Genomic DNA, 25,364 nt, shown 5'->3' on the forward strand with positions numbered 1-25,364 from the left:
TCCTGCCAAGTGCTGGCACCGTAGGGGAAGATCGTGCCACGGGTCCAGCCGCCCGGGGGACCGGCGGGTCGCCGCCGCGCCCGGGGCCCGGGTCCTCACGGGGGCTTTCTCGTTCGCCGTCCGCGCGGGGAGCCCCGGGCGGGGCTCAGGTCCCGGCGGGCGCGCTCTCGTTCTGCAGGCGGTCGAGGGCGGTGACCAGGTAGGTGCCGCCGCCCGCCGCGGTGAAGGCCTGGCGGTCGCCGGCCACCGAGGGCACGATCGCGACCAGGTTGCGGGCGTCGGCGGTGGCGCACTCTCCCGGCCTGCCCGAGGCGATCCGGTAGACCGCGTACGAGCGGGCGTCCGGGGAGCTCTTCCAGCTCAGCGAGGTGCCCTGGAGCCGCACGTCGGCGGGCTTGGCCGGGGCCCGGCCGCCCCGGTCCCTCATCAGCGGCAGCAGCGCCGGGCGGCCGTAGTGGTCCTTCACGACGCGGTCGAGCGCGCCCAGCGGGTTGGTGGAGAGCTGCTTGGCGCTGAAGTAGACGTCGCCGGAGACCTGCCCGTACTTGCGGTTGCGCGTGAGGTGGGAGGACATCTCACCGGGCCTGGTCCAGGCGGCGGTATCGGTGGCGCCGACCCGGTACAGGCCCTGGCCGATGTAGAGCTGCACCCCGGTGCCCTTGACCTCGTTCGCCCACCAGGGCATCAGCACGTCGTAGTCGGCGATCTTGAACCCGCGCGGCCAGTACAGCTGGGGGATGACGTAGTCGACCGTGCCCTTCTTGATCCAGTGGCGGGCGTCGGCGTAGATGGAGTCGTACGCGGACATGCCGCCGGTGGCCGAGCCGGTGGGGTCCTCGGACTTGTTGCGCCAGATCCCGAACGGGCTGACGCCGAACTTCACGCTGTTCCTGACCTCGTGCACGGTCTTGTCGACCTGCGCGATCAGCTTGTTGACGTTGGCGCGGCGCCAGTCGGCGAGCTTGGTGCCCTTGCCGTACTTGGCGAAGGCGGCGCCGTCGGCGAACTTCGCGCCCGCGACGGGGTAGGGGTAGAAGTAGTCGTCGAAGTGGACCCCGTCGACGTCGTAGCGGGTCACCACGTCCTTGACGACCTTGGTGACATAGTCGCGGACCGCGGGAAGGCCGGGGTTGTAGTAGGCCAGATCCCCGTATTTCACGATCCACTCGGGGTGCAGCCGGGCGGGGTGCCCGGCGGGCAGCTTGGACAGGTCGCCGTCGGCGGACGCGCGGTAGGGGTTGAACCACGCGTGGAACTCCAGGCCGCGCCGGTGGGCCTCGGCGACGAGGAAGGGCATCGGGTCCCAGCCGGGGTCCTTGCCCGCCGTACCGGTCAGATACTGCGACCACGGCTCCAGGTTCGACTTGTACAGCGCGTCGGACGCGGGGCGGACCTGGACGAACACCGCGTTGAACCGCCGCTTGACCGCGTTGTCGAGGATCTTGACGTACTCGGCTCGCTGGCGGGCCGGGGACAGACCGGTCCGCGAGGGCCAGTCGATGTTCTTGACGGTGGCGATCCACACCCCGCGCAGCTGCCGCTTGGGATACCTCGCGTCCACCTCGCACCGGGCCGACGCGGAGGCGGCGGTCGTCGCGCCCGTCGTCGAGTCGACCGTCTCGGCCGAGACCGCCGAGCTCTTCGCGGCCTTCGGCCGGGCGGGCGCGGCGTCGGGGCCGAAGGTGTAGGCGGCTCCCGTGGTCAGGACGGCGAGGGCGGCAGCGGCCAGAAGAGGGCGTCCGTATCGCATGGTTCCCCAGTGTGGCACCAGCGCCGGTGTGCTCTGACCGGAAAAACGAAATCCTTTCGTGATGACTCTGTTACATGTGTGCATGCTGGGAGACGTGCGCCGGACGGTGCGCGCTCCGCGGGGGGCGGGGCTACGTCCGGCGCACGTCTCACCGCCCCGTCAGCTGGTGACTTTGTCCATCAGATGCGAAGGAAGCGGCTCGTAGCGCAGGAAGACCCGCCGGAACGTCCCCGTCCCGTGTGACATGGATCTCAGATCGATCGAGTATCGCGTGATCTCCAGCTCGGGCACCTCGGCCCTGACCAGGGTGCGCCCCACGCCCACCGGCTCCGTGCCGAGCACGCGGCCCCGGCGCGAGGACAGGTCGGACATCACCGCGCCGACGTGGTCGTCGGAGACCAGGATGGACACCTCGTCGACCGGTTCGAGCAGCAGCGTGGGCACCTTGGCCGCGGCCTCCTTCAGCGCGAGCGCCCCGGCGATCTGGAACGCCATGTCGGAGGAGTCGACCGAGTGGGCCTTGCCGTCGTACAGCGTCACCCGCACGTCCACCATGGGGTACCCGGCGAGCACCCCGCGCTGCATCTGGGTGCGCACCCCCTTCTCCACCGAGGGGATGAACTGGCGCGGCACCACGCCACCGACGATCTTGTCCACGAACTCGAAGCCGCCGCCGGACGGCAGGGGCTCGACCTCCAGGTGGCAGACGGCGAACTGGCCGTGGCCGCCGGTCTGCTTGACGTTGCGGCCCAGGGCCTGGCAGCTGCCGCCGAAGGTCTCCCTGAGCGGCACCCGCAGCTCGGTCTTCTCCACCTCCACGCCGTGCCGCCTGCTCAGCCGGTCGAGCAGCACGTCGGTGTGGGCCTCGCCCATGCACCACAGCACGAGCTGGCGGGTCTCGGGGTTGTTCTCCAGCCGGAGCGTCGGGTCCTCGGCGACCAGCCGCTGCAGCGCCTGGCCCAGCTTGTCGTCGTCGGCCTTGGACCGGGGCTGGATCGCCACGGGCAGCAGCGGCTCCGGCATGGTCCAGGCCGTCATCAGCAGCGGGTTCTCCCGGTCCGACAGGGTGTCGCCGGTCTCCGCGCGCGACAGCTTGGCCACCGCCGCGATGTCCCCGGCCACGCACTTGGCGGTCGTCCGCTGGTGCTTGCCCAGCGGCGAGGAGAGCGCGCCGATGCGCTCGTCCACGTCGTGGTCCTCGTGCCCGCGGTCGGACAGGCCGTGTCCCGATACGTGCACCGTCATGTCCGGGCGCAACGTGCCGGAGAAGACCCGTACCAGGCTGATCCTGCCCACGTACGGGTCGCTGGTGGTCTTGATGACCTCGGCGACCAGCGGCCCGTCGGGGTCGCAGGTGATGCCGGAGACGGGCCGGCCGTCGATCGACATGATCTCCGGCATGGGGTGCTCGGGCGGGGAGGGGAACCCCTGGGTGACGAGCTCCAGGACCTCCAGCGCCCCCACGCCGGTCCCCGTGGCCAGCACCGGGTAGAAGCCGCCGCGCGCGACGGCCTTCTCCAGGTCCTCGATCAGGGCCTTGGTGTCGATCTCCTCGCCGGAGAGGTAACGGTCCATCAGGGACTCGTCCTCGCTCTCCTGGATGACGCCCTCGATCAGGGCGCCCCGGTAGACCTCGATCTGGTCGGCGTAGGCGGGGCCGGGGGAGTTCTCGCTCCGGGTGCCGGTCGCGTAGTTGTAGAACTTCTGGCTCAGCAGGCCGATCAGGCCGTTCACCTTGCCGTTGGTCACCACCGGCAGGTACAGCGGCGAGACGCCGTCGCCGAAGGCGTCCTGGCAGGCGGCGAGGGCGTCCTCGAAGTTCGCCCGCTGATGGTCGATCTTGGTGATCACGACCGCGCGGGGCATCCCGACCGCCGCGCACTCGTCCCAGAGCATCCTGGTCAGGCCGTCCACGCCCTCGACGGCCGAGACGACGAACAGCGCCGCGTCGGCTCCGCGCAGCCCGGCGCGCAGGTCGCCGACGAAGTCGGCGTAACCGGGGGTGTCCAGCAGATTGATCTTGATGTCGTTGTGGACCACGGGGGCCACGGTCAGGTTCACCGAGCGTTGCTGGCGCACCTCGACCTCGTCGAAGTCGCTGACGGTCGTGCCGTCCTCGACCCTGCCGGGCCGCTGGACGGTCCGTGTCGCGGCCAGCAGCGCCTCCACAAGTGTTGTCTTCCCGGCACCGGAATGGCCGACCAGCACGACGTTTCGTATCATGCCCGGCTGGTCGGCCGCGGGTGCCCTCCCCGCGGCTCCCGCTGTTCCGCCGGTTGCTCTTTCCGCCACATCGCCTCCCGCGTCGTTGCCGAAGGGGCGCGGCCTGGTGGGGCCACACCCCCGGGGTCCGCTGCCGAGCTCGCGCACCGCGCGGACTCGGTCTGTTCACCAAATACCCATGTGGCGAATATCACAAGAGGGATGTGGCGATCCTCTTGCGATAGGCGGACCTGATCGCTATCCGTCCGGACCGTCCCGGCAGCTCCGCGCCGCCCTCGCGAACGTCGTTCCCCCATGGCTCGCCGCCCCCCGTCGCCGATGCGCGCTCGCAGGCCCGGTGGCCTACGATCGGAGCGCCATGCTGAAACTTCTGCGCCCCGCCGTCACCAGGCTCTTGACCCCGCTGGGCAGGGCACTGACCCGCCGCGGGATCAGCCCCAACGCGGTCACCGCCGTCGGCACGCTCGGCACCGTCGCCGCGGCCCTGTTCTTCTACCCGCGGGGCCAGCTGTTCGTGGGCACGTTGGCGATCACCTTCTTCGTGCTGGCCGACCTCCTCGACGGGGTGATGGCCAGGATGACGGGCCCGGGAAGCACCTGGGGCGCCTTCCTCGACTCCACCCTCGACCGGGTGGGCGACGCGGGCATCTTCTCCGGGCTGGTGTTCTGGTTCGTCGTGAGCGGGCAGCGGGTGCTTGCGGGGGTCGCCCTGTTCTGCCTCGTCGCGGGGGCTGTGGTCTCGTACGTCAAGGCCAGGGCCGAGGCGCTGGGCATGACGTGCGACGTCGGCCTCGCCGAGCGGCCGGAACGCCTGGTCGTCGGCCTGGTCGCCGCCGGTCTCGGCGGCCTCGGCGTGCCGTACATCCTGGCCGCGGGGCTCTGGCTGCTCGCCGCCGCCAGCGCGGTCACGGTCGGCCAGCGCCTGCTGCACGTGCGCCGGCAGGCCGTTTCCCACCCGCCACGGACCCTCCGCTGATCGGAAAGATCGATGACCGACAAGCCCTCCCCCCAGGATCGTCTCGTCGCCGCGGCGTTCGGCGCCGGTTGGACGATCGTGCCCCGCCTGCCCGAGAGGCTCACCGCCTGGGCCTTCCGCGCCGCCGCCGACCGGCTGTGGAGGCGCCGCGGCAAGTCGGTGCTCAGGCTGGAGGCCAACCTCGCCAGGGTCAAGGGCACCTCGCCCGGCGACCCGGCGATCCGGGCGCTCAGCCGCGACGGCATGCGCTCCTACTTCCGCTACTTCCACGAGGTGTTCCGGCTGCCCTCGATCCCCATCGAGGAGATCGTCTCCCGCATGCGGGTGGTCGGGGCCGAGCCCGTCTACGACAACCTCGCCAGGGGGCGTGGCGTCGTCATGGCCCTGCCGCACATGGGCAACTGGGACCAGGCGGGCGCCTGGTTCGCCGGCACGGGCCACCCGTTCACCACGGTCGCCGAGCGGCTCAAGCCCGAGTCTCTGTTCCACCGCTACACCGCCTTCCGCGAGGGGCTCGGCATGGAGGTGCTGCCGCTCACCGGCGGTGACGGCCACACCTTCGGCACCCTGGCGCAGCGCCTGCGCGCGGGCCTGCCGGTCGCCCTTCCCGCCGAGCGCGACCTGACCGCGAACGGGGTCGAGGTGCAGTTCTTCGGCTCGGCCACCCGGATGCCCGCCGGTCCCGGCCTGCTGGCCGTGCACACCGGGGCCGCCCTCATCCCGGCGATCCCCTACTTCGAGGAGGACGGCTGGGGGCTGCAGTTCCACGAGGAGATCGCGATCCCGGCCGAGGGCACCAGGAAGGAGAAGGTGGCCGTCGTCATGCAGAGCCTCGCCACCGTCTTCGAGAAGGGCATCGCCGAGCACCCCGAGGACTGGCACATGCTCCAGCGCCTCTGGCTCGAGGACCTGGAGCCCCGGGAGACCCGGGAGAGCAGGCCATGAGGATCGGCATCGTCTGCCCCTACACGTGGGACGTGCCGGGCGGCGTCCAGGTGCACATCCAGGATCTGGCCGAGGCGCTCATGGCCGACGGCCACCACGTCTCGGTGATCTCCCCGGCCGCGGAGAACGCCGAGTTGCCCCCGTACGTGATCTCGGCGGGCCGCGCCGTCCCGGTGCCGTTCAACGGGTCGGTGGCCAGGATGTCGTTCGGGTTCCTGTCGGCGAACCGGGTGCGCCGCTGGGTGCGCGAGGGCCGCTTCGACGTGCTGCACGTGCACGAGCCGGCCATCCCCTCGCTCGGGCTGCTCGCCTGCTGGGTGGCCAGGGGGCCGATCGTGGCCACCTTCCACGCCTCGTACGGCAACTCCCGCTCCTTCTCGGTCGGGGTGCCGGTGATCATGAGCGCGCTGGAGAAGATCGGCGGCAGGATCGCCGTGTCCGACGCCGCCAGGAAGACCCTGGTCGAGTTCATGGGCGGTGACGCCGTGCTCATCCCCAACGGGGTGACGGTGAGCCGCTACGCCGAGGGCGAGCCGCTGCCCGGCTGGGACGAGGGCGAGGTGATCGGCTTCCTCGGCAGGATGGACGAGCCGCGCAAGGGCCTGCCGGTGCTGCTGGAGGCGTTCGCCCTGCTGGCCGCCGAGCGGCCCGCGCTGCGCCTGCTCCTGGCCGGGCCCGGTGACGCCGACGAGGTGCTGGAGCGGGTCCCGCCCGCCTTCCACGACCGGATCGGCCTGCTCGGCATGGTCAGCGAGGAGGACAAGGTACGCGCCTACCACACGGTCGACGTCTTCTGCGCGCCCAACCTGGGCGGTGAGAGCTTCGGCATCGTGCTGACCGAGGCGATGTCGGCCGGCGCGGCGGTCCTGGCGAGCGACATCCCCGCCTTCCGCAAGGTGCTCGACGACGGCCGGGCGGGGGCCCTGTTCGAGACGGGCGACGCCAGGTCGCTCGCCCGCGAGGCCGCCGCGCTGCTCGACGACCCCGGGCGCCGGGCCGGACTGTCGGAGAAGGCACGCCTCGCCGTGCGCAAGTACGACTGGTCGACGGTCGCCCGCGACGTCCTGCGGGTCTACGAGACCGTGGCGAGCAGGGCCGGGGTCGAGGAGGACTCCGTGGCGGACTCCGTGGCGGACTCTGCGGCGGACTCCGTGACGGACTCTGCGGTGAGCACGGTGCCGGACGCGGCGGGGACCGTCGTCGGGACCGGGAGGGACGGGGAGGGCGCGGCCGTGAGGGGCGACAGGCTGTGACGACCACGCTGATCCTGGTGGTGGGCGCGATCGTGGTGCTCCTCGCCGTCTACATCTCCTGGCGGGCGGGGCGGCTCGACCGGATGCACATCCGGCTGGAGCTGGCCCGCGAGTCCCTGGACGCCGCCCTGGTGCGGCGGACCGCCGTCAGCCTGGAGCTGGCGGCCTCCCGGCTGCTGGACCCGGCGACGAGCCTGGTGCTGGCCGCGGCCGCCCACGAGGCCCGTACCGCGGGTCCCGAGGAGCGCGAGCACGCCGAGAGCGACCTGTCGCGCGCCCTGCGCGCCGTCGTGGACCAGGAGCGCTTCCGCGACCGGCTGGCCGACACCCCCGCGGGGGCCGACCTGCTGGAGGAACTGGACGCGGCCGTGGCCAAGGTCCTCTACTCCCGCAGGTTCTACAACAACGCGGTGGGCGTCACCCGGACGGCGCAGCGCCGCTGGCTGGCCCGCACGCTGCGGCTGGCCGGGCACACCGAGTATCCGGGCTTCTTCGAGATCGACGACGCGCCCCCGAAGGCCCTGGCCGCTGAATAAGGATGATTAAGGCGTATATGAACCGGAGTATCTGACAAGTCGGACACCGGTAAGCTCTTGGCGATTCATGACTGAGTGGCCAAACCGAGTGGCCGACTTGAGGAGATGAGCCGTGCGGGTGTCCCGGATGATCGCCGTCACGCTGGCGGGAGTCGCGGTCCTGGCGCCCGCCGCCGCCTGTTCCTCCGACGATCCGGCCCCGGGCAGCCCCGCGGGCGCGGCCGGCGAGCCCAGCACGGCCCCGACGCCCACGCCCGAGCCGACACACCCCTTCACCGGCCTGCCCGGCGCGGCCCGCAGGGCGGTGCTCGCGGTGAAGATCGAGAACACCTCGGCGGGCAAGCCGCAACTCGGCCTGAAGAGCGCCGACGTCGTCTACGTCGAGCAGGTCGAGGCGGGCCTGACCCGCCTGATGGCGATCTTCTCCTCGAAGATCCCGGCCAAGGTCGGCCCGGTCCGCAGTGCCCGCATCTCCGACCTGCACATCGTCCCGCAGTTCGGCAGGCCCGCCTTCGCCTACTCGGGCGCGCAGACCAAGATGCTCCCCTTCATCGCCGAGGCGCCGCTCTTCGACGTCTCCGACAGCAGGCAGCCGGGCGCGTACTTCCGCCAGCCGGGACGCTTCGCCCCCTACAACCTGTTCGCCAACACCAGGCGGCTGCTGGCCGGGGCGCCCAAGGCGAGCAGGGCCAAGGACATCGGGTTCACCTTCGGCGACGCGCCCGAGGGCGGCGTGCCGCGCAAGACGTACAGCGTGAAGTATCCGGCGGCGAGCTTCACCTTCCGCTGGTCGGAGGCGGCGGGCAAGTGGCTGATCTGGCAGGACGGCAAGAAGGACATGGCGGCCGAGGGCGGCCAGCTCGGCGCGCCCACGATCGTCGTGCAGTACACCAAGACGGAACGCTCGCAGTTCCACGACAAGAACCAGAGCTACACCCCGCTGGTGCACAGCACCGGCAAGGGCAGGGCGATCGTGCTCCGCGACGGCCAGGCGTTCAAGGCCCGCTGGTCGCGGCCCAAGGAGAAGGACGGCACCGTCTTCACCACGGAGGCGGGCGAGGCGATGAACTTCGCCCCGGGACAGGTCTGGGTCGTGCTCGCCTCCGCCAAACCCGTCATTCCCTGACCGCGCGAGTCCTACATCCTGTCCAAGAAGATCGCCCGACAGCGACAAGACGTCATGTGAGGGGGCGGGCCGCCAGCGCCTACGATGGAAGCGTAGTGGCCGTCCCCCGCGGACGGCCCGTGATCCGCAGCCAGCCGTCGTGAGGTAGAGACCGTGTCCAGCAGCACGCCCGAAGTCAGCGAGACCACCGTCACCGGAACCGCCCGGGTCAAGCGCGGCATGGCAGAGATGCTCAAGGGCGGCGTCATCATGGACGTCGTCAACGCCGAGCAGGCCAAGATCGCCGAAGACGCCGGCGCCGTCGCCGTCATGGCGCTCGAGCGGGTGCCCGCCGACATCCGCGCCCAGGGCGGCGTCTCCCGGATGAGCGACCCCGACATGATCGACGGCATCATCGCCGCCGTCTCGATCCCGGTCATGGCCAAGGCCCGCATCGGCCACTTCGTCGAGGCCCAGGTGCTCCAGTCGCTCGGCGTCGACTACATCGACGAGTCCGAGGTGCTCACCCCGGCCGACTACGCCAACCACATCGACAAGTGGCAGTTCACGGTGCCCTTCGTCTGCGGCGCGACCAACCTGGGCGAGGCGCTGCGCCGCCTCACCGAGGGCGCGGCGATGATCCGTTCCAAGGGCGAGGCCGGCACCGGCGACGTCTCCAACGCCACCACCCACATGCGCAAGATCAGGGGCGAGATCAAGCGCCTGGGCTCGCTGCCCGAGGACGAGCTCTACGTCGCGGCCAAGGAGCTCCAGGCGCCGTACGAGCTGGTCGCCGAGGTCGCCAGGACCGGCAAGCTGCCGGTCGTGCTGTTCACCGCCGGCGGCATCGCCACCCCGGCCGACGCGGCGATGATGATGCAGCTCGGCGCCGAGGGCGTGTTCGTCGGTTCGGGCATCTTCAAGTCCGGCAACCCCGCCGAGCGCGCCTCCGCGATCGTCAAGGCCACCACCTTCTACGATGACCCCGACGTCATCGCTAAGGTCTCCCGCGGTCTGGGTGAGGCCATGGTCGGCATCAACGTCGACGACATCCCGGCCCCGCACCGGCTCGCCGAGCGCGGCTGGTAGAGCGGACGGGGGTGCCAGGGGCCCCCTGGGAACTCCGGAAAACCGGGAAAAGGCGATCTCCGTCATGGAGATCGCCTTTTTCCTGACAGGAGGAGTTAACTCCTCAGTCATGGTGCTCCGCGAGGCTGACGGGCGTTCGAGCCCGATCACCCGGGAGGTTTCCCTTGTCGAAGTTCACCCGCCGGTCCTTTCTCGTCACCGGTATCGCGGCCGGTGCGGCGGCGGGCATCCCCGCCGCCGCGCACGCCGATCCCGGACCCGCCCAGGAGAGCGCCGCGTCTCTGGCGTCCCTGGCCTCCCGCGGCCTGCGCTCGGACCCGTTCACGCTCGGCGTCGCCTGCGGGGACCCCGACTCCGGCGGCTTCGTGATCTGGACCCGTCTGGCACCCCAGCCGCTCGCCGAGGACGGCCTGGGCGGCATGCCCGCCCGGCCCTTCGCCGTCGAGTGGCACGTCTACGGCGACGAGAGTGGCCGCCGCCCGCTGCGCCGGGGCGTGGCCACGGCCGCTCCCGAGTGGGGCCACAGCGTCCACGTCGAGCTGAACGGGCTGCCCTCCGACAGGGACTACTGGTACCGCTTCAAGGTCGGCCCGTACGTCTCACCGATCGGCAGGGCCAGGACGGCCCCGCACGTCCTCTCCCACGGCTCGGCCCTGGCGATGGCCTTCGTCTCCTGCGCCCAGTACGAGCACGGCTACTTCACCGCCTACCGGCGCCTGGCGGAGGAGCGGCCCGACCTGATCCTGCACCTGGGCGACTATCAGTACGAGTACCGGCGCGACACCTACACCATCCCCGGCGGCAACATCCGCCACCACGAGGGGCCGGAGACCGAGAGCCTGGCGAACTACCGCCAGCGGCACGCCCAGTACAAGACCGACCCCGACCTGCAGGCCGCGCACGCCGCCGCCCCCTGGCTGGTCGTCTGGGACGACCACGAGCTGGACAACAACTGGGCCGACGAGGTGCCCGAGAAGCCCGAGGTGCCCCAGCCGAACTTCCTCGCCCGGCGCGAGGCGGCCTTCAGGGCGTACTACGAGAACATGCCGCTGCGGCGCGCCTCCATCCCCCGGGGCGTCGACATGCAGCTCTACCGGCGCGTCCGGTGGGGGAGGATGGCCACCTTCCACATGCTCGACACCCGCCAGTACCGCAGCGACCAGGGCTGCGGCGACGGCTACAGCGACTGCCCGGCGGCGGTCGACCCCGCCCGCTCGATCACCGGCGAGGCGCAGGAGCGCTGGCTGCTGGACGGCATGCGGCGCTCCGAGGCGCGCTGGGACGTCATCGGCCAGCAGGTCTTCTTCGCCCAGCGCGACAACAACGCCGGACCCGCCAAGATCACCAGCCAGGACGCCTGGGACGGCTACGTCGCCTCGCGGCAGCGCATCACCCAGGGCTGGGTGGACGCCGAGGTGCGCAACCCGGTGGTGCTCACCGGCGACGTGCACGCCCACTGGGCGAGCGACCTCAAGCTCGACTACGACGACCCCACCACCCGCACGGTCGGCTCCGAGCTGGTCGCCTCGTCCATCACCACGGGCGGCGACGGCCTCGACTCCGACCCGGCGACCCACCCGTACCTGACGATCAACCCGCACCTGAAGTTCTACAACAACCAGCGCGGCTACGTGATGACCCGGATCGAGCGTGACCGGCTCACCGCCGACTTCAAGGTGCTGCCGAAGGTGACGCAGCCGGGCTCGGCGGTGCACACCAAGGCGACCTTCGTGATCGAGGACCGGGTCCCCGGCGTGCAGCGGACCTACCTGCGCCCGGTCGACCCCTCGGCCGCCAGGACCCCCGGGATCGACTGGATCCAGGAGACCGTGGACCTGGAGACCAAGCGTCCCTGACCTCGTCTCGATCGCCGGAGATCACCTGACACCCATGGTCGCGGGTGCCCCGCCGCACGTGCGGCGGGGCACCCGCGACGCGTTCCGGCCGGGGACCCGCGGCTCCCCGGCCCCGGACGGCCCCGGACGGCCCCGGACGGCCCCGGCACGGGAACGGGGATCCGGGCCGTCGTCACGGCGCGGATTCCGCGCCGGGCCGGAGCGTGAACCGGTTTGGGCCGGTACGAGGGGTGGCCATACGCTGAAGGGGCATCTCACCCGGACGGGAAGGACCACCGGTGACCATCGTCCCCACGATCGGCGTCTTCGCGCTGCAAGGAGACGTGCGCGAGCACGTGCGCTCCCTGGAGGCGGTGGGCGCCAGAGCGGTCACCGTACGGCGTCCCCGTGAGCTGGAGGCGGTCGACGGCCTCGTCATCCCGGGCGGCGAGTCCACCACGATGTGGAAGCTCGCCGAGACCTTCGACCTGCTCGAACCACTTCGGATGCGGATCAAGGCGGGCATGCCCGCCTACGGCTCCTGCGCTGGAATGATCATGCTGGCCGACCGGATCGAGGGCGGGATCGAAGGTCAGCAGACGATCGGCGGCATCGACATGGTCGTCCGCCGCAACGCCTTCGGCCGCCAGGTCGACTCCTTCGAGGCCGACGTCGACTTCGCCGGCCGCGGCGGCATGCGGGCCGTCTTCATCCGCGCGCCCTGGGTGGAATCCGTGGGTTCGGAGGTCGAAGTGCTGGCGCTGGCCGAACCTGGGGATAGGATCGTCGCGGTCCGCCAAGGACCGCTGCTCGCCACGTCCTTCCACCCGGAACTTACCGGGGATGTCGGTGTGCATTCATATTTCGCTGAGATGGTGAGGGAGCTCTAGGCGATGTCCGGCCACTCCAAATGGGCGACGACGAAGCACAAGAAGGCCGCGCTCGACTCCAAGCGCGGCAAGCTGTTCGCCAAGCTCATCAAGAACATCGAGGTCGCGGCCCGGACCGGCGGACCCGATCCGGACGGCAACCCGACGCTGTACGACGCCATCACCAAGGCGCGCAAGAGCTCGGTCCCGATCGACAACATCGAGCGTGCCCGTAAGCGCGGCGGCGGCCTGGAGGCCGGCGGCGCCGACTGGCAGACCATCATGTACGAGGGTTACGCCCCCGGCGGCGTCGCGGTGCTGATCGAGTGCCTCACCGACAACCGCAACCGCGCCGCCTCCGAGGTCCGCGTCGCGCTGACCCGCAACGGCGGCTCGCTGGCCGACCCCGGCTCGGTGTCCTACATGTTCAACCGCAAGGGCGTCGTGCTCGTCCCCAAGGGTGAGCTGGCCGAGGACGACGTGCTGGTCGCGGTCCTCGACGCGGGCGCCGAGGAGGTCAACGACCTGGGCGACCAGTTCGAGGTCGTCTCCGAGGCCACCGACCTCGTCCCGGTCCGCAAGGCCCTGCAGGAGGCCGGGATCGACTACGACTCGGCCGAGTCCAGTTTCATGCCGACGATGAACGTCCCGCTGGACGAGGACGGCGCCCGCAAGGTCTTCAGGCTGATCGACGCCCTCGAGGACAGCGACGACGTGCAGAACGTCTGGGCCAACTTCGACGTCTCCGACGAGGTCATGGAGAAGCTCGACGCGTAACCCGGACCATTCGGTGTGATCTCGGGTTGTCTGCGAGGTTTGTCCGCGTGGTCAAGGGCATATCACGCGGACAATGGGCAATCCTGACCTGATCTTTGCCGTGGCGGGGGTCGCCGCGCTGCTCGCGGCCACGCTGCCGCGGCTCCTCAACCGCCGTCCCTTCTCGCTCCCGCTGGCCTGCCTGCTGGGCGGCCTCCTCCTCTACGCCCTGCCCCTGGAGCTGCCCGATCCCGATCCGGTGGCTCACCGGGCGCTGGTCGAGCACGCCACCGAGATCTGCGTGCTGATCTCGCTCATGGGCGCCGGGCTGGCCATCAACCGGCCCTTCGGGCGGCACGACTGGTCCTCGACCTGGCGCCTGCTGGGGTGGACGCTCCCGCTGACCGTCCTCGCCGTGGCCGCCGCGGCGTACGGCCTGCTCGGCTGGCCCCTGGCCGCGGCGCTGCTGCTGGGCGCGGTGCTCGCGCCGACCGACCCGGTGCTCGCCTCCGACGTGCAGGTCGGCGAGCCCGTCGACTCGGAGAAGGCCGACGACGAGGTCCGCTTCACCCTCACCTCCGAGGCGGGCCTCAACGACGGCCTGGCCTTCCCCCTGGTGTACGCCGCGATCGCGCTGGCCGTCAGCGGGGGTGTCGGCTGGATCGCCGAGTGGACGCTGGTGGACCTGCTCTACCGGTGCGCCGCGGGCGTGGTGTGCGGCCTGCTGATCGGCAAGGGGTTGGGGCGGCTCTTCTTCCGCGCCCAGAAGTCCGACCTGCGGCTGGCCGAGCACCGCGACGGCTTCGTGGCGCTGGCCGCGACGTTCCTGGCCTACGGCCTCACCGAGCTGGTGCACGGCTACGGCTTCATCGCGGTGTTCGTGACCGCCTGCACCATCAGGGCGGCCGAGCGCAGCCACGGCTACAACGGGGTGCTGCACGGCTTCATCGAGCAGCTCGAGCGGCTGTTCACCGCCTGGCTGATCATGCTGCTCGGCGGTTTCGTCGCGATGGGCGGCCTGTCCGCGCTCACCTGGCGGGGTGCCGCGGTCGGCCTCCTGCTGCTGCTGGTCATCCGGCCGCTGACCGGCTGGCTCGCCGAGCTGGGCGGCAGGGCGGGGCCGCGCGAGCGCGTCGCGACGGCGTTCTTCGGCATCCGCGGCATCGGCTCGCTGTTCTACCTCGCCTACGCCCTCGGCCAGGCCGACTTCGGCGTGCCCGCCGAGGAGCTCTGGGCCGTGGTCGCCTTCACCGTGCTGGCCTCCCTGGCCATCCACGGGATCTCGGCCTCGCCGGTGATGAACCGCCTGGACCGGCTGCGCGACAAGAAGAGCGACGACGAGGACGCAGAGGACGCGGAACCCGCCGCCCAGCACCTGTGAGCCCGGGACCGGCTCGCGGCCCCTCCGGCGGGCCGGGGAAGAGCCGTGCGCGGGCCGCTCCCACGCGGTAGAGTCTGCCACCGAACAGGTGTTCGGCGAGCGGAGGCGTGTCGGTGCGGTTGCCCGAGTTGCGGGTGATGGGGGTCGATCCCGGGCTTACCCGATGCGGGCTCGGCGCCGTCGAGGGGAGGCCCGGCGCGCCGCTGAGCCTGGTCAAGGTCGGGGTCGTCCGCACCCCCGCCGACGACGAGATCGGCGCCCGGCTGGTGGCGATCGAGGCGGGCATCGAGCGGTGGCTCGACGAGGTCCGGCCCGACGCGGTGGCCGTGGAGCGGGTCTTCGCCCAGCACAACCTCAGGACCGTGATGGGCACCGCGCAGGCCTCCGCCGTGGCGATCCTGTGCGCGTCCCGCAGGGGCCTGCCGGTCGCGCTGCACACGCCGTCCGAGGTCAAGGCCGCCATCACCGGCAGCGGCACGGCCGACAAGCAGCAGGTCGGCACGATGGTGACCCGGCTGCTGCGGCTGGACGCCATGCCCAAGCCCGCCGACGCCGCCGACGCGCTCGCCCTCGCGATCTGCCACGTGTGGCGGGGCGGGGCCCAGAGCAGGCTGGCCGAGGCCGCCGCGAAGGCGGCGGGCGCCACCACCACCCCCGCCGCCTACTTCCGAGGCCGTGGCAGGGCCGGACACCCGAGAGGAACCGCGAAGTGATCGCCTCGGTGCGAGGGCAGGTGACCGCGATCACCGCTGACGGGGCGGTCGTCGAGGTCGGCGGGGTGGGGGTCCTCGTGCACTGCACGCCGGGCACGCTGGCGACGCTCAGGACGGGCGAGGAGGCCAGGCTCGCCACCTCGCTGGTGGTCCGCGAGGAGTCGCTCACCCTGTTCGGCTTCGTCACCGACGACGAGCGCGGCATCTTCGAGATGCTGCAGACGGCGAGCGGGGTCGGCCCCAAGGTCGCCCTGGCGATGCTGGCCGTGCACACTCCCAACGCGCTCCGGGTGGCGGTGGCCTCCGCCGACGTCAAGGCGCTGACGAGGGTCCCCGGGGTGGGCCCGAAGGGCGCCCAGCGGATCATCGTCGACCTCAAGAACAAGCTCGGCACGCCGGAGGAGGCCGTCAGCGCCGCGCTCGACGGCCGCGCCGCCGCGCCCGCCTGGCGCGCCCAGGTCCACTCCGGGCTGGTCGGTCTGGGCTACTCGGGGAGAGACGCCGACGAGGCGGTCGCCACCGTCGAGCCGCAGGCCGCCGCCGAGCTGGCCGAGGGCCGCACCCCGCAGGTCGCGGCCCTGCTCAAGGCCGCGCTCCGCGCGCTGAGCGTGCGATGAGAGGCGAGCGCGCCGTACGGGACGTGTGCCGGGAGACGGTGGGCGGGGCCGCCACGCGGTGCCCGAAGGGGCTCCGGCGGTTCCGCCGCGCGGCGAGCAGGGGAGGGGCGGCGTGAGTTCCGACCGTGATCTGGTGTCGCCGGACGCCGAGGGCGACGAGAGATACATCGAGGCGGCGCTGCGGCCCAAGCGGCTGGAGGAGTTCATCGGCCAGACGCGGGTGCGCGAGCAGCTGTCGCTGGTGCTGCAGAGCGCGCTGCGGCGCAACCGGCCGCCGGACCACGTGCTGATGAGCGGCGGGCCCGGGCTGGGCAAGACGACCCTCTCCATGATCATCGCGACCGAGCTCTCCGTGCCCCTCAGGATCACCTCGGGGCCCGCGCTGGAGCGGGCCGGCGACCTCGCGGCGATCCTGTCGACCCTCTCCGAGGGCGAGGTCCTGTTCATCGACGAGATCCACCGGATGGCCAGGCCCGCCGAGGAGATGCTCTACCTCGCGATGGAGGACTTCCGCGTCGACATCGTGGTGGGCAAGGGTCCCGGGGCGACCGCGATCCCGCTGGAGATCGCCCCGTTCACCCTGGTCGGCGCCACCACCCGGGCCGGCATGCTCCCCGCGCCGCTGCGCGACCGCTTCGGCTTCGTCGCGCACATGGACTTCTACGGGGTCGCCGAGCTGGAGGAGGTGCTGCACCGCTCCTCACGCCTGCTGGGCGTCACGCTCCCCGGCGACGCCGCCCGCGAGATCGCCGGCCGCTCCCGGGGCACCCCCCGCATCGCCAACCGGCTGCTGCGCCGGGTCCGCGACTTCGCCGAGGTGCGCGCCGAGGGCGTCGTCACCAGGGATGTCGCCTCCGCCGCGCTCAACCTCTACGAGGTCGACGCCGAGGGGCTCGACCGGCTCGACCGGGCGGTGCTCGGGGCGCTGCTGCGCAAGTTCGGCGGCGGGCCGGTGGGGCTGTCGACACTGGCGGTCGCGGTGGGGGAGGAGCCGGAGACGGTGGAGGTGGTCGCCGAGCCGTTCCTGGTGCGGCAGGGACTGCTGGCCCGCACCCCCCGTGGCCGGGTGGCGACCGCGGCGGCCTGGACCCATCTGGGATTGGTGCCCCCGCCGGACGCCTTCGGGGCCTCGTTTCTCATCGATCTTGAGGATGATCCTGGAGCCGTCTAACGTTGGGAGTCGGTAGGGAAGTCGTACAGGATTGATCACAGATCGATGACAACCGTATCGAAATGGGAACTTCCCTGCGCGCCAAAACGTGACTTCGTTGCCGCGCTCTTAACAGCTCGCCTAAACTCCGAGCCTTGGCTGGCTGTGTAGGCTGACGTGCTGAGCGGCGTGGCCGTATGTGACGTCCGGCTTCCGCCGGTCAATCTCAAGAGAGGGAGCGGCCCTGTGGGCGGCAACTATTCGAGCCTGATCATGATCGCTCTCATGGTCGTGGTGTTCTACTTCCTGCTCATCCGGCCGCAGCGCAAGCGGCAGCAGGAGCAGGTCAAGATGCAGAACAGTCTCACGCCGGGCACCGGTGTCATGACCACGACGGGTCTTTTCGCGACCGTGGTGGCCATCGACGCCGACGACGTGATCCTGGAGATCGCCCCCGGCGTGGAGACCCGCTGGGTCAAGGCGGCCATCGGCCGTGTCCTGGTTCCCGTTGACGACGCGGAGGAGGAGAATGTCAAGGCTGTCGACCACGGTGTCGTGGAGACGGCGGAACAGCAAGGTGCAGACCACGACACGACGAGCAAGAAGCCGTGAGTAGCCTCACCTCCAACCCCCTATAACCGAAAGAACTGACGACCAGTGGCCCGACCGACCAGCGGCCAGAGCAGACCGGGGCGCATGCTCCTGGTGCTTCTGGCGATCATTCTCGCCATGGGCGGGGCGATGCTCCTCAACAAGGCGTACACCCCGGAGTATGGCCTCGACCTCGCCGGCGGCACGACCGTGACGCTGCAGCCCGTCACGCCGAACGGGGGCGCTCCCTCGCAGGAGAGCCTCGACCTCGCCGTGAACATCATCCGCGAGCGGGTGAACGGCAGCGGCATCTCCGACGCCGAGGTCGCCAAATCCGGTGACAACATCGTCATCTCCGTTCCCGGAGCTGGCCAGGAGGAAGTCGTCAAGCTGGTCGGCACCACCGCGGAGCTGAGGTTCCGCCAAGTGCTGGCGATCGGGGCCGGGTCGCCTCCGCCCCCGGGCCAGCTCTCCACCCAGGCGCCGACGCCGACTCCCTCGCCCACCGCCTCCGGGCGCAAGGGCAACAAGGAGTCCAAGCCCGCCGAGTCGGGGACCCCGAAGCCCGGCACGACCGCCGCGCCCGACCCGGGAGCCTCCCCGGCCGGCCGCGCCCTGTCGTCGGCGCTGACCAACCCGAGCCCCGGCGCCACTCCCGCGCCCTCCGCCGAGCCGAGCGGCGACAAGGGTGACAAGCCCGCCAAGCCGGGCAAGAGCGCGGCCCCGGACGCCAGTGCCACGCCCGACGCCAGCGCCGCGCCGACGGTCCCGCCGACGGCGCCCGACGACCCCATGGCGGGCGTCGACCCCACCGGGATCGACCCCGCGGCGCTCAAGCGGTTCGAGACGCTCGACTGCGCCAAGGACGCGGGGGTGGGCGCCCAGGACGCGCCGGACAAGCAGTACGTCGGCTGCAGCCAGGACGGCAGCACCAAGTTCGTGCTGGACAAGGCGGCCGTGACCGGCACCTCGATCGACAGCGCGTCCTCCGGCGTCGACCAGACCACCGGTGAGTGGCTCGTCCAGCTCGCCTTCAAGGGCCAGGGTCCCGACCAGTGGTCGAAGGTCACCACCACGGCCTTCAACTCGCAGGCTCCCCGCAACCAGGTCGCCATGGTCCTCGACGGCGTGGTCATCTCCGCGCCCGTCATCCAGGAGCCCATCACCGGCGGCCGGGCGCAGATCTCCGGCAGCTTCACCCAGGTGACGGCCGACGAGCTGGCCAACCAGCTCAAGTACGGCGCGCTGCCGCTGAAGTTCGAGAAGAGCTCCATCGAGGAGGTCTCCTCCACGCTGGGCGCCGACCAGCTGCGCGGCGGTCTCATCGCGGGCGCGATCGGCCTCCTGCTGGTCGTCGTCTACTCGATGCTCTACTACCGGGGTCTGGGCATCGTGTCGGTGCTGAGCCTCGTGGTGGCCACGATCGTGACCTACCAGGCCGTCGTGCTGCTCGGCGCGTTCGCGGGCTTCCGCCTCTCGCTGCCGCACATCATCGGACTGATCGTCTCGATCGGTATCACCGCGGACTCGTTCATCGTCTACTTCGAACGGATCCGCGACGAGATGAAGGAGGGCCGGCGCTCGCTGCGCACGGCCATCGAGGTCGCCTGGGTCCGCGCCCGGCGGACGATCCTCATCGCCGACGCCGTCATGTTCATCGCCGCCGTGGTGCTCTACTTCCTGGCGGTCGGCGGTGTGGCCGGGTTCGCCTTCGCCATGGGCCTGACCACGCTCATCGACATCGCGGTGGTGTTCATGTTCACCAAGCCGTTCGTCGCGATGCTGGCCAGATTGCCGTTCTTCGCCAAGGGGCACAAGCTCTCCGGGCTCGACGCCGAGCGCATGAGTGAGGCTCCCGTCGCTCCCAAGACCGTTCCGCAGGAGGCCTGATGTCCGGCATCGCGCGCCGGCTGTACCGGGGCGAGGTCGACGTCGACTTCGTCGGCCGCAAGAAGCTCTGGTACTCCCTTTCCGCAGTCCTGCTGGTGATCTCCATCGCCGGGCTGGTCTTCAACGGCCTCAACCTGGGCGTGGAGTTCAAGGGCGGGTCCGTCTTCTCCTTCAAGGCCCCGACCGCCAACATCGAGCAGGTGCGCGCCACGTTCACCGACGCCGGCGCGCACCAGGTCATCGCGCAGACGACCCAGAACGGCTGGCGGGTCACCACGGAGAGCCTCCCGGCCGACCAGGTCACCAAGATGCAGAAGGCCGTCTCCACCGAGTTCAAGCTGCCGGTGGACCAGGTCAACCTGCAGGTGATCGGTGCCTCGTGGGGCGGTCAGGTGGCCAACAAGGCCATCATCGGACTGATCGTCTTCATGCTGGCGATCATCCTGTACCTGACGATGGCCTTCGAGTGGAAGATGGCGCTGGCCGCCGTCGTGGCGCTGCTGCACGACCTGGTGATCACCGCCGGCGTCTACGCCTGGTCCGGCTTCGAGGTCACCCCGGCGACTCTGCTGGGCTTCCTGACGATCCTCGGATACTCGCTGTACGACGCCGTCGTCGTCTTCGACATGATCAAGGAGGTCACCGCCAAGATCGGCAGGACCTCCAAGATCACTTACACCGAGGCCGCCAACAACGCGCTGAACCACACGCTGATCCGGTCGCTGAACACCACCCTGGTGGCGATCCTGCCGGTCGCGGCGATCCTCTTCATCGGCACCACGCTGTTCGGCGCGGGAACGCTGAAGGACCTGTCGCTGTCGCTGTTCGTCGGCATGCTCGTCGGCACCTACTCCTCGCTGTGCGTCGCGACGCCGCTGCTGGTCACGCTGAAGGAGCGCGAGACGCTCTACACGGAGATCGCCAACAGGCTCGCCGCGCACGGAGGCGGTTCCGGGATCAAGACGGTGCGTCAGCCGGTCACCGCCGGAGCCTCCAACGGCGCCTCCAACGGCGCCGCCCCGGCCGCCGGCCGGACCTCCCCGGCCGGTGACAAGCGGAGGAAGAAGTAAGCACGAGCACGTCCGCGCCTCCGCTCCCCGCACGGGGAGCGGAGGCGTTTTCCTTACCTGTCGTCGCCTTCCCCGCGCCATCGTTTCCCGGTGTCTCCCGCACCTCCCCGCCCTCTCCGGCGCCACCGGTTCCCTGGTTCCCCGGTTCCCCGCGCCTTTCCCGTCCCTTCCCGCTCTCTCCACCGCCCCCGGCACCACCGGCCCCCCGGTGTTTCCCACCCCGAGATCTCCACAGGAGCGCCGACCATGACCGAGCTGAGCAGCCTGATCCTCGACCGCATCCGCGACGTGCCCGACTACCCGCAGCCCGGAGTGCTGTTCAAGGACATCACCCCCCTGCTCGCCGACCCGGTGGTGTTCACCGCGGTGACCGAGGAACTGGCCGGGCTGTACGAGGTGGACAAGATCGTCGGAATCGAGGCGCGGGGGTTCATCCTGGCCGCCCCGGTCGCCATCCGGGCGGGCGCGGGCTTCGTCCCGGTACGGAAGAAAGGCAAACTGCCCTCTGAGACGCTTGAGGCGTCCTACGATCTGGAGTACGGCTCCGCCACCATCGAGGTTCACCGGGACGCCTTCACCCCCGGGGAGCGCGTCCTCATCGTCGATGACGTGCTCGCCACCGGAGGTACGGCGCGCGCGGCGGTGGAGCTGGTCCGCAGGGCGGGCGCCGACGTCGTCGCGATCGCCGTGCTCATGGAGCTGGCCTTCCTCAAGGGCCGCGAGCGCCTGACCGACGTGGAGTTGCACCCTCTCGTCGTCGTTTGATCGACCCCGCGGACAAATGCACACAACCCCGTCTGGATACACTGAGGGATCTGGACTCGAACGTAAGGAGTCTGAGTGCCCCGTGATGTGGTCGTCCCCGACGCGACCGCCGGCGGTGGCGGTCCCGAGACGGCCGTCCCAGCAGGCGATGCCGGTTCCGCCATGTCCGGAGCCGCCGAGGAGAAGCCGGCGGTAAGGCGAAGGCTCGCACGTTTTGGGGGGCAGTGGGGTGGCGGCATGAATCCGGTCCTGGAGCCGCTGTTCCGGACGGTCCGCGCGACCCACCCGAAGGCGGACCTGCGGCTCATCGAGCGCTCCTACGACGTGGCCGCCTACCACCACCGCGACCAGAAGCGTAAGAGCGGCGACCCGTACATCACCCATCCGCTGGCGGTGGCCACGATCCTGGCCGAGCTCGGCACCGACGACGAGACGCTGTGCGCGGCGCTGCTGCACGACACCGTCGAGGACACCGCCTACGGTCTCGACGAGCTGCGCTCGGACTTCGGCGACAACATCGCGCTGCTGGTCGACGGCGTCACCAAGCTCGACAAGGTCAAGTTCGGCGCCGCGGCCGAGGCCGAGACCGTGCGCAAGATGGTCGTGGCGATGTCCCGCGACATCCGGGTGCTGGTGATCAAGCTCGCCGACCGGCTGCACAACATGCGCACCATGCGCTACCTGCCCGAGCACAAGCGGCACCAGAAGTCGCGGGAGACGCTGGAGATCTTCGCGCCGCTCGCCCACCGGCTGGGCATGAACACCATCAAGTGGGAGCTGGAGGACCTCGCGTTCGCCATGCTCTATCCCAAGCGGTACGACGAGATCGCCCGGATGGTGTCGGAGCGGGCCCCGCGCAGGGACCTGTTCCTGCAGGAGGTCATCGAGAAGGTCTCCGGAGACCTGCGCGACGCCAAGATCCGCGCGGCCGTCAAGGGCCGCCCCAAGCACTACTACTCCGTCTACCAGAAGATGATCGCCAGGGACGTCGCCTTCGACGACATCTACGACCTGGTCGGCATCCGGGTGCTGGTCGACTCGGTCCGCGACTGCTACGCGGCGCTCGGCACGATCCACGCGCGATGGAACCCGGTCCCCGGCCGGTTCAAGGACTACATCGCGATGCCCAAGTTCAACATGTACCAGTCGCTGCACACCACGGTCATCGGCCCCGAGGGCAAGCCGGTGGAGCTGCAGATCCGCACCCACGGCATGCACCACAGGGCCGAGTACGGCGTGGCGGCGCACTGGAAGTACAAGGAGGACATGACCGTCTCCGGTCCTCCCGGGACGAAGCTGAAGCCCGCCAGCGACATGGCGTGGCTGCGCCAGCTCCTCGACTGGCAGAAGGAGACCGCCGACCCGGGCGAGTTCCTGGAGTCGCTCAGGTTCGACCTGTCGGTCTCCGAGGTCTACGTCTTCACCCCCAGAGGCCAGGTCATCGCCCTGCCGGAGAACGCGACGCCCGTCGACTTCGCCTACGCCGTGCACACCGAGGTGGGCCACCGCTGTATCGGGGCCAGGGTCAACGGCCGCCTGGTGCCTCTGGAGTCGCGCCTGGGCAACGGCGACACGGTGGAGATCTTCACCTCCAAGTCGCCCGACGCGGGCCCCTCGCGCGACTGGCTGAAGTTCGTCAAGTCCGGCCGGGCCCGCAACAAGATCCGGCAGTGGTTCTCCAAGGAGCGCCGCGAGACCGCGATCGAGGCGGGCAAGGAGGCGATCGGCCGCGCCATGCGCAAGCAGGGCCTGCCGCTGCAGCGCCTGATGTCCGGAGAGTCCCTCCTGGCCCTCGCCAGGGACCTGCGCTACCCGGACGTCTCCGCGCTCTACGCGGCCGTCGGTGAGGGCCACGTGGCCGCGCAGACGGTCGTGCAGAAGCTCGTGACGTCCATCGGGGGAGTCGAGGGCGCCGAGGACGACATCGCCGAGACCTCCGTGCCGACCAAGCTGCGCGGGCGCCCCCGCGGCAGCGGCGGCGCGGGAGTGGTCGTCGCGGGCGACTCCGACGTCTGGGTACGCCTGTCGCGATGTTGCACCCCCGTGCCCGGCGACGAGATCGTGGGCTTCGTCACCCGCGGGCACGGCGTGTCGGTGCACCGCACCAACTGTCCCAACATGGACCAGCTCCAGTCCGAGCCCGACCGCCTGGTCGAGGTCGCCTGGTCCGCCGCCGACGACTCGGTGTTCCTGGTCGCGCTGCAGGTCGAGGCGCTCGACCGGCCCCGGCTGCTCTCCGACGTGACCCGCACCCTCTCCGACCAGCACGTCAACATCCTGTCGGCGTCGGTGACGACGTCCAGGGACAGGGTGGCGATCAGCAAGTTCACCTTCGAGATGGGCGATCCCAAGCACCTGGGCCACGTCCTGAAGGCCGTCCGCAACATCCAGGGCGTCTACGACGTCTACCGGGTCAGCGGCGCCGGTTCCTGAGGGCTCCCGCCCGCTCCGTCCCGTACGGCCCCTCCGGCGACCCCGCCTGCCTCGCGACCGGCCCGTCCGTGCCCGTCCGTGCCCGGCGGCCCCGCCACAGGCGGCGGGGCCGCGAGGAGCACTCCCGTGGTGGGAGTGTCCCCGCGGCCCCGGGGTCGCGTCGTCAGCCGGTGACGGCGCCGGGCGTCAGGAGAACTCGGCGAGCGTGCGCTCCGCCTCCTCCAGCCAGGAACGGCGGGCGGCCAGGGCCTCCTCGGAGTCCTTGACGTCCTTGTCCTTGCCCGCGTCCCTGGCCTTGGCCAGGCGGCTCTCCAGCTGTGCGATCGACTTGCGCAGCTGGTCGACCGTGTTCTGCGCGCGGGCGCGGGCCTCGGGGTTGGAGCGCTTCCACTCCGTCTCCTCGGCCTTGCGGACCGCCTCGTCGATCTTGCGCAGGCCACCCTCCAGGCGGTCGCGCTGCTCGCGCGGGACCGGGCCCGCGGCCTCCCATCGCTCCAGGAGGTTGCGCAGGGCGCTCCTGGCGGCGCGGGCGTCGGTGACCGGAAGGATCTTCTCCGCCTCGACCAGGAGCTGCTCCTTGATCTCGGCGTTGGCCGCCAGCGAGGCGTCGCGCTCGGCGAAGACGGCCGACCGCGCCTGGAAGAACTGGTCCTGGGCGCCCTTGAAGCGACCCCAGAGCTCGTCCTCGACCTCGCGGGAGGCCCTGCCCGCCGTCTTCCACTCCTGCATCAGCTCGCGGTAGGCCGACGCGGTGGCGCCCCAGTCGGTGGACGAGGCCAGCGTCTCGGCCTCGGCCACGATGCGCTCCTTGGTGGAACGCACGCCCTCACGCTGCTCGTCCAGCCCCGCGAAGTAGGCCTTGCGCCGCTTGGCGAAGGCCGTACGGGCCGCCGAGAGGCGCTTCCACAGCGCGGCCTCGGTCACCCGGTCGATGCGCTCGGCGGCCTTCCACTCCTCGATCAGCTGGCGCAGCCGCTCGCCACCGGTCTTCCAGTGGGTGGTGTCGTCGGCGATGCGCTCGGCCTCGGCGACGATCCGCTCCTTGACGCCCTTGGCCTCGGCCCTGGCCACGTCGCGAGCGGCCTTGACCTCCTCCCGGCGCTGGGCGACCAGCTCCGTGAGGGCGTTGAGGCGGTTCAGCAGCGCGTCGAGATCGCCGACCGCGTGCGCGTCGGTGATCGCCTCGCGAAGCTTGACGATCGTCGCCTCGGCCTGGGCGGGTGGCAGGTCGGTGCCGCGGACCCGCTGTTCCAGCAGGGCGACCTGCCCGGCCAGCTCGTCGAACTTGCGATGGAAGTAGGCAAGCGCCTCCTCCGGTTCGCCGGCCTTCCAGGACCCGACGGCCCGCTCTCCCTCAGCCGTACGTACGTAGACGGTGCCGTCGTCGTCTACCCGGCCCCACGGGTCGGTGCTCACC

The 25,364-nt window shown here is 70.8% G+C and carries 21 protein-coding genes; 18 read left to right on the top strand and 3 right to left on the bottom strand.

The window, feature by feature from the left end:
* Window positions 1-145: 145 nt before the first annotated feature.
* Window positions 146-1,750 (bottom strand): glycoside hydrolase family 10 protein, encoded by a 1,605-nt coding sequence (locus tag ACTOQ3_RS28155; protein ID WP_440086414.1) that lies wholly within the window; start codon window positions 1,748-1,750, stop codon window positions 146-148.
* Window positions 1,751-1,909: 159 nt separating this feature from the next.
* Complete coding sequence (locus ACTOQ3_RS28160; RefSeq protein ID WP_440086415.1) at window positions 1,910-4,042, bottom strand: elongation factor G-like protein EF-G2; 2,133 nt, start codon at window positions 4,040-4,042, stop codon at window positions 1,910-1,912.
* A gap of 289 nt (window positions 4,043-4,331) precedes the next feature.
* Here ACTOQ3_RS28160 and pgsA point away from each other — a divergent pair, with 289 nt between their 5' ends.
* From pgsA to ACTOQ3_RS28250, 18 genes are all read left to right on the top strand, one after another.
* A complete protein-coding gene (pgsA, locus tag ACTOQ3_RS28165; RefSeq protein WP_440086417.1) occupies window positions 4,332-4,949 on the top strand; it encodes a phosphatidylinositol phosphate synthase in 618 nt (205 codons plus the stop codon).
* A 12-nt stretch (window positions 4,950-4,961) separates the two neighbouring features.
* Window positions 4,962-5,894, top strand: coding sequence for a phosphatidylinositol mannoside acyltransferase (locus ACTOQ3_RS28170; protein WP_440086418.1), 933 nt, complete (start codon window positions 4,962-4,964; stop codon window positions 5,892-5,894).
* A complete protein-coding gene (locus ACTOQ3_RS28175) occupies window positions 5,891-7,147 on the top strand; it encodes a glycosyltransferase family 4 protein (RefSeq protein WP_440086420.1) in 1,257 nt (418 codons plus the stop codon). Before ACTOQ3_RS28170 ends, ACTOQ3_RS28175 begins: the two co-directional genes overlap by 4 nt.
* Window positions 7,144-7,683, top strand: a complete 540-nt coding sequence (locus ACTOQ3_RS28180) for a hypothetical protein (protein ID WP_440086421.1) — start codon at window positions 7,144-7,146, stop codon at window positions 7,681-7,683. Before ACTOQ3_RS28175 ends, ACTOQ3_RS28180 begins: the two co-directional genes overlap by 4 nt.
* A 112-nt stretch (window positions 7,684-7,795) precedes the next feature.
* Window positions 7,796-8,809, top strand: a complete 1,014-nt coding sequence (locus ACTOQ3_RS28185; RefSeq protein WP_440086422.1) for a DUF3048 domain-containing protein — start codon at window positions 7,796-7,798, stop codon at window positions 8,807-8,809.
* A gap of 153 nt (window positions 8,810-8,962) precedes the next feature.
* On the top strand, window positions 8,963-9,877 hold the full coding sequence (gene pdxS, locus ACTOQ3_RS28190; protein WP_344749964.1) for a pyridoxal 5'-phosphate synthase lyase subunit PdxS: 915 nt from the start codon (window positions 8,963-8,965) through the stop codon (window positions 9,875-9,877).
* Window positions 9,878-10,041: 164 nt separating this feature from the next.
* Window positions 10,042-11,733, top strand: a complete 1,692-nt coding sequence (locus ACTOQ3_RS28195) for an alkaline phosphatase D family protein (protein ID WP_440086423.1) — start codon at window positions 10,042-10,044, stop codon at window positions 11,731-11,733.
* 278 nt (window positions 11,734-12,011) lie between these two features.
* Window positions 12,012-12,602 carry a pyridoxal 5'-phosphate synthase glutaminase subunit PdxT gene (gene pdxT / locus ACTOQ3_RS28200; RefSeq protein ID WP_440086424.1) on the top strand — a complete coding sequence of 197 codons (591 nt, stop codon included), beginning with the start codon at window positions 12,012-12,014 and terminating at the stop codon, window positions 12,600-12,602.
* 3 nt (window positions 12,603-12,605) lie between these two features.
* Window positions 12,606-13,358, top strand: coding sequence for a YebC/PmpR family DNA-binding transcriptional regulator (locus ACTOQ3_RS28205; RefSeq protein ID WP_329078906.1), 753 nt, complete (start codon window positions 12,606-12,608; stop codon window positions 13,356-13,358).
* A 73-nt stretch (window positions 13,359-13,431) separates the two neighbouring features.
* Window positions 13,432-14,718: a cation:proton antiporter gene (locus tag ACTOQ3_RS28210; RefSeq protein WP_440086425.1), complete on the top strand. Its 1,287-nt coding sequence runs from the start codon at window positions 13,432-13,434 to the stop codon at window positions 14,716-14,718.
* 128 nt (window positions 14,719-14,846) lie between these two features.
* On the top strand, window positions 14,847-15,431 hold the full coding sequence (gene ruvC, locus ACTOQ3_RS28215) for a crossover junction endodeoxyribonuclease RuvC (RefSeq protein WP_386161725.1): 585 nt from the start codon (window positions 14,847-14,849) through the stop codon (window positions 15,429-15,431).
* Window positions 15,428-16,048, top strand: coding sequence for a Holliday junction branch migration protein RuvA (gene ruvA, locus ACTOQ3_RS28220; protein WP_440086426.1), 621 nt, complete (start codon window positions 15,428-15,430; stop codon window positions 16,046-16,048). Before ruvC ends, ruvA begins: the two co-directional genes overlap by 4 nt.
* 112 nt (window positions 16,049-16,160) lie before the next feature.
* Window positions 16,161-17,219 carry a Holliday junction branch migration DNA helicase RuvB gene (ruvB, locus tag ACTOQ3_RS28225; protein WP_440086427.1) on the top strand — a complete coding sequence of 353 codons (1,059 nt, stop codon included), beginning with the start codon at window positions 16,161-16,163 and terminating at the stop codon, window positions 17,217-17,219.
* Between the two features lie 225 nt (window positions 17,220-17,444).
* Window positions 17,445-17,810 carry a preprotein translocase subunit YajC gene (gene yajC, locus ACTOQ3_RS28230; protein WP_362846673.1) on the top strand — a complete coding sequence of 122 codons (366 nt, stop codon included), beginning with the start codon at window positions 17,445-17,447 and terminating at the stop codon, window positions 17,808-17,810.
* 84 nt (window positions 17,811-17,894) lie between these two features.
* On the top strand, window positions 17,895-19,679 hold the full coding sequence (secD, locus tag ACTOQ3_RS28235; protein ID WP_440086428.1) for a protein translocase subunit SecD: 1,785 nt from the start codon (window positions 17,895-17,897) through the stop codon (window positions 19,677-19,679).
* Window positions 19,679-20,749 carry a protein translocase subunit SecF gene (gene secF / locus ACTOQ3_RS28240; RefSeq protein ID WP_440086429.1) on the top strand — a complete coding sequence of 357 codons (1,071 nt, stop codon included), beginning with the start codon at window positions 19,679-19,681 and terminating at the stop codon, window positions 20,747-20,749. The genes secD and secF overlap by 1 nt, the downstream gene beginning before the upstream one ends.
* Window positions 20,750-20,995: 246 nt before the next feature.
* On the top strand, window positions 20,996-21,514 hold the full coding sequence (locus ACTOQ3_RS28245) for an adenine phosphoribosyltransferase (protein WP_440069842.1): 519 nt from the start codon (window positions 20,996-20,998) through the stop codon (window positions 21,512-21,514).
* A 237-nt stretch (window positions 21,515-21,751) separates the two neighbouring features.
* Entirely contained in the window at window positions 21,752-23,947 is a 2,196-nt protein-coding gene (locus ACTOQ3_RS28250) for a RelA/SpoT family protein (protein WP_362675580.1), read from the top strand.
* A 186-nt stretch (window positions 23,948-24,133) separates the two neighbouring features.
* On the opposite strand, the gene ACTOQ3_RS28255 is transcribed toward ACTOQ3_RS28250, so the two are convergent.
* Window positions 24,134-25,363 carry a DUF349 domain-containing protein gene (locus tag ACTOQ3_RS28255; protein ID WP_440086430.1) on the bottom strand — a complete coding sequence of 410 codons (1,230 nt, stop codon included), beginning with the start codon at window positions 25,361-25,363 and terminating at the stop codon, window positions 24,134-24,136.
* Window position 25,364 lies beyond the last annotated feature (1 nt).

It is taken from the genome of Streptosporangium sp. LJ11 (assembly GCF_051918945.1).
Taxonomy (GTDB): Bacteria; Actinomycetota; Actinomycetes; order Streptosporangiales; family Streptosporangiaceae; genus Streptosporangium.